Here is a 6,821-nt window from a genome sequence, read left to right as displayed (position 1 = left end):
GTCTTGCGAAAAAGTAAGAGATAATCAATCTCGACTATCTACTCACAACATGTTGTTCGTCTTGCGAAAAAGTAAGAGATAATCAATCTCTTACTTTTTCTCAGGTTTGAAGCTGTCTTTCAAATCAAGAACACGGTTGAACACTGGTTTTTCAGGAGTGTGATCGTGTTGATCTGCAACAAAATAACCTTCACGTTCAAATTGGAAACGGTCTTCAGGACTCGCTTGAGCTAAAGCAGGTTCAATCACAGCCTGAACAACTTTTAAAGAATCCGGATTTAAGTTTGCCAAGAAGTCATCATCTGCATCAGGTGCGGCTTCAGTAAACAAACGATCATAAATACGTACTTCAGCAGGAATACCTTTAGTAGCAGACACCCAGTGAATCACACCTTTTACTTTACGACCTTCCGGATTTTTACCTAAAGTTTCAGGATCGATTGAACATTTCAGCTCAATCACTTCACCATTAGCATCCTTAATGACTTCATCACATTTAATCACATAAGCATGGCGTAAACGCACTTCACCATCAGGAATTAAACGTTTAAAGCCTTTCGGCGGTACTTCTTCAAAATCTTTACGGTCAATATAGATTTCTTTAGTCAATGGAATAACACGTTCGCCCATATCAACATTTGGATGACGAGCATGCGTAAGATCTAAATCTTCCGGTAAATTTGTAAGTGTTACTTTTAAAGGATCCAACACCGCCATACCACGCGCTGCAGTATTCTCCAAAGATTGGCGAATACAGAACTCAAGCATTGCAACATCAACAATACCGTCAGTTTTAGATACGCCTACACGTTTACAGAAATCACGTAAGCCTTCTGGTGTAAAACCACGACGGCGCATACCAACAACAGTTGGCATACGTGGGTCATCCCAACCATTTACATAACCACCTTCAACCAACTTACGTAATTTACGTTTAGAGGTAATAGTGTAGTCTACATTCAAACGAGAAGATTCATATTGGTGTGGAACGGCTTTAGATTTAACCTTTTCAACAATCCAGTCATAAAACGGACGGTGATCTTGGAATTCCAATGTGCAAAGTGAGTGAGTGATTCCTTCAATTGCATCAGACAATGGATGAGCATAGTCATACATTGGGTAGATTTTCCATTTATCACCAGTTTGGTGGTGCTCTGAATGCAAGACACGATACAAAATTGGATCACGCATATGTACGTTCGGGCTTGCCATATCAATTTTGGCACGTAGAACTGCTTCACCTTCTTTCAGTTCACCACTACGCATTTGTTCAAAGCGAGCAAGGTTCTCTTCTACAGAAGCATCGCGATATGGTGAGTTTTTCCCTGGTTCAACAAAACTACCGCGGTTTAACTTAATTTCTTCTGGAGATTGTAAATCAACATAAGCATCGCCTTGCTCAATGAGTTGAACAGCCCATGCATATAATTGATCAAAATAACCAGAAGCATAACGTGGTTCGCCATTCCAGTTAAAACCAAGCCATTTCACGTCATTAGCAATACCATCAACATATTCTTGTTCTTCTGCATCTGGGTTCGTATCGTCAAAACGTAAATTACAAAGACCATCAAACTCTTCAGCAACACCAAAGTTTAGACAGATTGCTTTTACGTGACCAATATGTAAATAACCATTTGGTTCTGGCGGAAAACGCGTTACGATTTGTTTTGCACGTCCGGCAGCCAAATCATCAGTAATGACTTGGCGAACAAAATCTAATCCAGCCTGTTGTTCTTGCTGCGCAGAATCGACAGAGGCATGAGTATTCGGTGTCGGGTTGTTTGGCAGGTTCGAGACAACATCATTAGGCTTCATAGTGTATCAATCACTTCTTTGTAGATAAAATTTCGAAAAAATAAACGCTATCTTCATTTTTCACAAAGATTTTAACGTTTTTTACTTGCCTTGTAGTTTACAGTTTGCTTATGCTTCTCTCAACCAAAAAACCCATGGTCATAAGCCCATGTTTAGGAGATTAATGTAATGAGTTTTCCTCAAGTCGAATTAAACACCAATAAAGGTCGTATTGTTCTTGAACTAAATACTGAAAAAGCACCAAAAACAGTAGCAAACTTTTTAGAATACGTACGTGACGGTTTTTATGACGGCGTTATTTTCCACCGTGTCATTGATGGTTTCATGATCCAAGGCGGCGGGATGGATGAAAACTTCAAAGAAAAAGCAACTCGCGATGCGATTGAAAATGAAGCTGACAACGGTTTAAGCAACGATGTTGGTACGATTGCTATGGCACGTACTCAAGCGCCTCACTCTGCTTCTGCGCAATTCTTCATCAATGTAAAAAACAACTCTTTCTTGAACCATACTTCAAAAACTGCTCAAGGTTGGGGTTACGCTGTATTCGGTAAAGTTGTTGAAGGTATGGACGTTGTAGAAGCAATCAAAGGCGTACGTACAGGTAACCGTGGTTATCACGCTGACGTTCCTTTAGAAAACGTTGTTATCGAATCTGCTAAAATTATTTCTGAATAATTTCAGGACAAAGCTGTGACCTATCTGTTTATTTCAGATTTACATTTGTCACCTGAACACCCTCGACTCGTTCGAGGGTTTTTAGATTTGTTGGTACATTATCAAAATAAACAAACACAGCTTTATATTTTAGGTGACTGGTTTAATGCTTGGATTGGCGATGATTATTCAGCGCCGTGGCTTGATGAAATTGTTGAAGCCTTAAAGGCGTTTAATCAAAAAGGTAATCGAGTTTACTTCCAAGTTGGTAACCGTGACTTTGCTTTAAATCAGGTTTTCCTCAATAAGTTTAATGGTGTATTACTTCCTGATATCTATTATCTTAATATCGCAGGTCACCAATATCGCCTAGAACATGGCGATGCGTTATGTACAGATGATATTTCCTACCAAAGATTTAGAAAAATTATTCGAAACCCGCTTTTAGTCGCTTTTTTACGACGAACACCTCTAAGTTTCCGCACAAAACTTGTCAATGGTTTCCGTAAAAGAAGTCATTCGGACAAACAACACAAAAGTTATGAGATTATGGATGTCAATAAGCAGGCTGTTCTCTCTGCCATAAAAGATGTCGACATACTTATTCATGGCCATACTCACCGTCCAGCTATACATGAAGTACAGCACAAACAACGGATTGTACTAGGTGACTGGAAAGAAGATCATGCACAAATTTTAGAAATTGATCCCTCTTCACATCTGCAGCAAATCAAACTAACTGCTTGGCATTATTAATTAATAATCATTTATTTTTCAAATGTATAGCTTGTTTATTTAAATCAAAATCCCAGATCATACATAGACAGGTAAGGAATACAAACTTCCAGTTTATATGTCCATATTTTTGATATTCGATGTATAAAATTAAAAGACACAATACAAATGCAAAAATTAGAAAGGCTTTAACAATTCTAATTTCTCGCAGCTTACTCTTTGCATCTTTGGGCATTAAATCAAACATTTTCAATAAATTATTAAAAAATTTATATAAGTATTATATTTCTTTATCACATTAAAATGCAGATGTTTTTCTCTAAAATCGCGTATGATGCCAAAGATTAGAACCCTTCCATTGTAATAAGATTGATATGGAGTAAAGTATGGATTTATTAAGTACGGTTAAAAGTCGCTACACCACAAAAGCGTATGATCCTGAGAAAAAAATTCCTCAAGAAAAATTCAATAAGTTATTAGAAATTTTACGCTTTACCCCTTCTTCAGTGAATATTCAACCTTGGCACTTCTTGGTTGCTGACAATCCTGCGGCTAAAGAACGTATTGCTAAGGCTTTAACAGGGCGATATGCCTATAATGCACCAAAAGTTCTTGAGTCATCACACACACTCGTATTTTGCACAAGAACAGATATTTCACCTGAATTTTTAAACCAGTTACTTGAGCAAGATGATTTAAGTGGCAGATTTAAAGATGAAAAAGCAAAACTCGGTCAGAAAGATACTCGCCATGGCTACGTCGAGTTCTATCGTAATGAGCAAAAAAACTTATTTGGTTGGATGGAAAATCAAACTTTTATTGCTTTAGGACAACTACTTTTTGCAGCTGGTCTAGAAGGAATAGATGCAACACCTATGGGCGGCTTTGACGAAGATATTTTAAACGAAGAATTTGACTTAAAAGAAAAAGGCTTACGTAGCTCTGTAATTGTTTCACTTGGCTACAGAAGTGAAAATGATTTCAATGCCAAGTTGCCAAAATCTCGTCTGCCGGATGAAGTTATTTTTACACATTTATAAGAGCTTAGTGGAGTTCAAAAGAACTTTCTCTTGAACTCCTATTTCATGGTAAATGCTAAACACACTAGACCACTTATTCCTAAAATTATTCCTAACATTGTTGGCAATTTTAATTTTTCTTTATATAAAACTACACCACAAGCTATCCCAAGCAATACGACCAAAATATTCATGCTGGCAAAGACAATTGCTGGAGAGTCTTTAAGTAAAATATGTGCTTTAACATACAGAGCTATATTTGCAAAATTCAAAACGCCAAGCATTAATCCAGCCAATGTATTTTTAAAATGCCATGCTGACTTTTTTTGCAGTAATAAATAAATAATTGATAAAACAAAGGCCATTATAAAAATTAGATTCAAAGCCAATGTAAACTGTAAACCTAAATTACTCGTATATTTTAGTAAGATATCTACTGCTGCATAACCAAACCAGACACTCATCAATGCGAAAATTGCTTTTTTTGATTGATGCCCAGAAAATGCATTGAATTGCCCAAATACAATTAAAAGAACAGCAAAAATTCCTAAACCTATGCCTAATAATTTAAGAGAATTAAACTGCTCTTGGAAAAAGAAATAAGCTGCTAATAAAGAAAGCACCACAGATAATCGCTGGGCAATTTCTGTTTTCACAATACCTGCATATTCTAATGATTTAGCAAGACACAAAAAAATACTCGGTAGAATGATTCCTAAAGCGATAATGAGCCACCAAGGCGTGTGTTGTATAGAAATATGCTGAATATCTGGCTTAAACCACCAGTAACATAACAAGCTAGCACTTGCATAATTCCATGCAATCATCTGCATGGGTTGATATCCCTTTTTCTTTAAATTTTTTAGTAGTACAGAAACCAGAACACTGCACAGTGCTGCAGCAAATATTAATATCATTTGCAAAGAACCTATTAACCTAAATTATAAGCAAGAGAGATCAACCACAGACAGCTTTAATATACTTTTTATATTTTTAAAGCTATAAAAAAACCAGTCATCACTGACTGGTTTTTCTAAGCTAATCAATTAACGATTATTTTCGTCGTCTTGACCATCTTCAAATTTAGAATCGTTGTCGAAACCGCCTTGATGACCACCAAAGCCGCCTTGACCACCGAAGCCACCTTGACCACCGAAGCCGCCTTGACCGCCGAAGCCGCCTTGACTGCCGAAGCCGCCTTGACCGCCGAAGCCACTTTGACCGCCGAAGCCGCCTTGACCACCGAAGCCAGCGCCTTGAGCACCGCCAAAGCCAGCGCCTTGACCACCGAAGCCACCTTGACTACCACCCTGAGCTGGAAAACCTGCACCTTGTGCACCTGCTGGACGTGGGTTACGAGCTGGAACAACCGTAGAAATAGCGTGTTTGTAAACCATTTGACTTACAGTATTTTTTAATAAAACAACATATTGGTCAAAAGATTCAATATGACCTTGTAATTTAATACCGTTAACAAGGAAAATAGAAACTGGGATACGTTCTTTACGGAGAGAATTTAAGAACGGATCTTGTAAAGTTTGACCTTTAGACATTTTTAACTCCAAAAAAAAATTTTTAAATCAGCGCAAAAAAACTATCTTTATTTTTCAACTAAAAATTATAAAAAGACAGTGTGCAAATTTTGCTTTATCCATAAGAGTTTCGCAAGTCTTCTTTCGCCTGCTTTATCGTCAAGTAAGTTTTAAAATCGTGTATTTCTTGCAAAGAACGTAACCACGTATATTGACGTTTGGCAAGTTGTCGTGTTGCAAATAAGGCTTTATCCTCCATTTCCTGCTTTTTTTTGAGACTCATATCACTTTTTAATAGAAATTCGAGAGCTTGTCGATAACCAACAGAACGCATAGAGGGTAAATTTTCATCTAAATCGTATTTTTCAATTAGAGATTCAACTTCACTCAAAAAACCGATATCCCACATTTTGCTTAATCTTTGCTCAATGCGTTGATGTAATTCTAACCGATCTGGAAGTAAAGCGTAGTTATGAAATATGTATCGATATGGTACGTTTTTTGGTTGTTCTGCCTGCAATTTGGTAATAGGTTCACCAGTAATGCGGTAAACTTCCAGCGCCCGAATAATTCGTTGTTTATCAGAAACCTTAAACTTCACTCCAGCGGCTGGATCTACAGCAATCAGCTCATCATAAACAGCCTGCCACCCTTCATTCGCTGCTTTTTCTTCAATTGCTGCACGGACATTTGCATCCGCACTTGGTAAGTTGCTTGATAAGCCTTCTAACAGCGCCTTGAAATACAACATGGTTCCTCCTACCAAAATAGGAGTTTTGCCACGTGAATGCATCTCGTCAATTAGAACACAAGCATCTTCAACAAACTGGGCAGCCGAATAGACCTCAAGTGGAGTAATAATATCTATTAAATGATGTGGATATAACTCCTGCTCTTCGCGAGTTGGCTTAGCAGTACCTATATCCATATCTTTATAAACAAGTGCAGAATCAACCGAAATTAACTCAAAATTTCCACGCTCGAAAAGTTCACATGCCAAAGCGGTTTTTCCGCTTGCAGTTGGTCCCATTAAATTGATGACGGGCAATTGATTTGACAT

General features: G+C 37.6%; 8 protein-coding genes. 3 read left to right on the top strand and 5 right to left on the bottom strand.

What is annotated here, in order from left to right:
- Window positions 1-90 precede the first annotated feature (90 nt).
- The gene (locus RMA95_RS04545) at window positions 91-1,818 is read right to left on the bottom strand and encodes a glutamine--tRNA ligase/YqeY domain fusion protein (protein ID WP_263614001.1); all 1,728 of its coding nucleotides are present in this window, start codon (window positions 1,816-1,818) and stop codon (window positions 91-93) included.
- Window positions 1,819-1,986: 168 nt separating this feature from the next.
- On the opposite strand from RMA95_RS04545, the gene RMA95_RS04540 reads away from it, so the two are divergent.
- Together RMA95_RS04540 and RMA95_RS04535 are read left to right on the top strand one after the other, a co-directional pair.
- Window positions 1,987-2,496, top strand: a complete 510-nt coding sequence (locus RMA95_RS04540; protein ID WP_004700945.1) for a peptidylprolyl isomerase — start codon at window positions 1,987-1,989, stop codon at window positions 2,494-2,496.
- 15 nt (window positions 2,497-2,511) lie between these two features.
- Window positions 2,512-3,231 carry a UDP-2,3-diacylglucosamine diphosphatase gene (locus RMA95_RS04535; RefSeq protein WP_311069718.1) on the top strand — a complete coding sequence of 240 codons (720 nt, stop codon included), beginning with the start codon at window positions 2,512-2,514 and terminating at the stop codon, window positions 3,229-3,231.
- 7 nt (window positions 3,232-3,238) lie between these two features.
- On the opposite strand, the gene RMA95_RS04530 is transcribed toward RMA95_RS04535, so the two are convergent.
- A complete protein-coding gene (locus tag RMA95_RS04530) occupies window positions 3,239-3,457 on the bottom strand; it encodes a hypothetical protein (protein ID WP_311069717.1) in 219 nt (72 codons plus the stop codon).
- A 139-nt stretch (window positions 3,458-3,596) separates the two neighbouring features.
- Between RMA95_RS04530 and nfsB the strand changes: the two genes are divergently transcribed.
- Window positions 3,597-4,250, top strand: a complete 654-nt coding sequence (gene nfsB, locus RMA95_RS04525) for an oxygen-insensitive NAD(P)H nitroreductase (RefSeq protein ID WP_311069716.1) — start codon at window positions 3,597-3,599, stop codon at window positions 4,248-4,250.
- Window positions 4,251-4,288: 38 nt separating this feature from the next.
- Here nfsB and RMA95_RS04520 read toward each other — a convergent pair whose 3' ends face one another.
- From RMA95_RS04520 to miaA, 3 genes are all read right to left on the bottom strand, one after another.
- A complete protein-coding gene (locus RMA95_RS04520) occupies window positions 4,289-5,146 on the bottom strand; it encodes a DMT family transporter (protein WP_311069715.1) in 858 nt (285 codons plus the stop codon).
- A 129-nt stretch (window positions 5,147-5,275) separates the two neighbouring features.
- Window positions 5,276-5,782 (bottom strand): RNA chaperone Hfq, encoded by a 507-nt coding sequence (gene hfq / locus RMA95_RS04515; RefSeq protein WP_311069714.1) that lies wholly within the window; start codon window positions 5,780-5,782, stop codon window positions 5,276-5,278.
- A 94-nt stretch (window positions 5,783-5,876) separates the two neighbouring features.
- Window positions 5,877-6,821 (bottom strand): tRNA (adenosine(37)-N6)-dimethylallyltransferase MiaA, encoded by a 945-nt coding sequence (miaA, locus tag RMA95_RS04510; protein ID WP_311069713.1) that lies wholly within the window; start codon window positions 6,819-6,821, stop codon window positions 5,877-5,879.

The organism is Acinetobacter sp. V110_1 (assembly GCF_031798975.1).
Taxonomy (GTDB): domain Bacteria; phylum Pseudomonadota; class Gammaproteobacteria; order Pseudomonadales; family Moraxellaceae; genus Acinetobacter; species Acinetobacter nosocomialis_A.
Note: the sequence above shows the minus strand (reverse complement) of the source record. Positions and strands in the feature narration are given on the sequence as shown.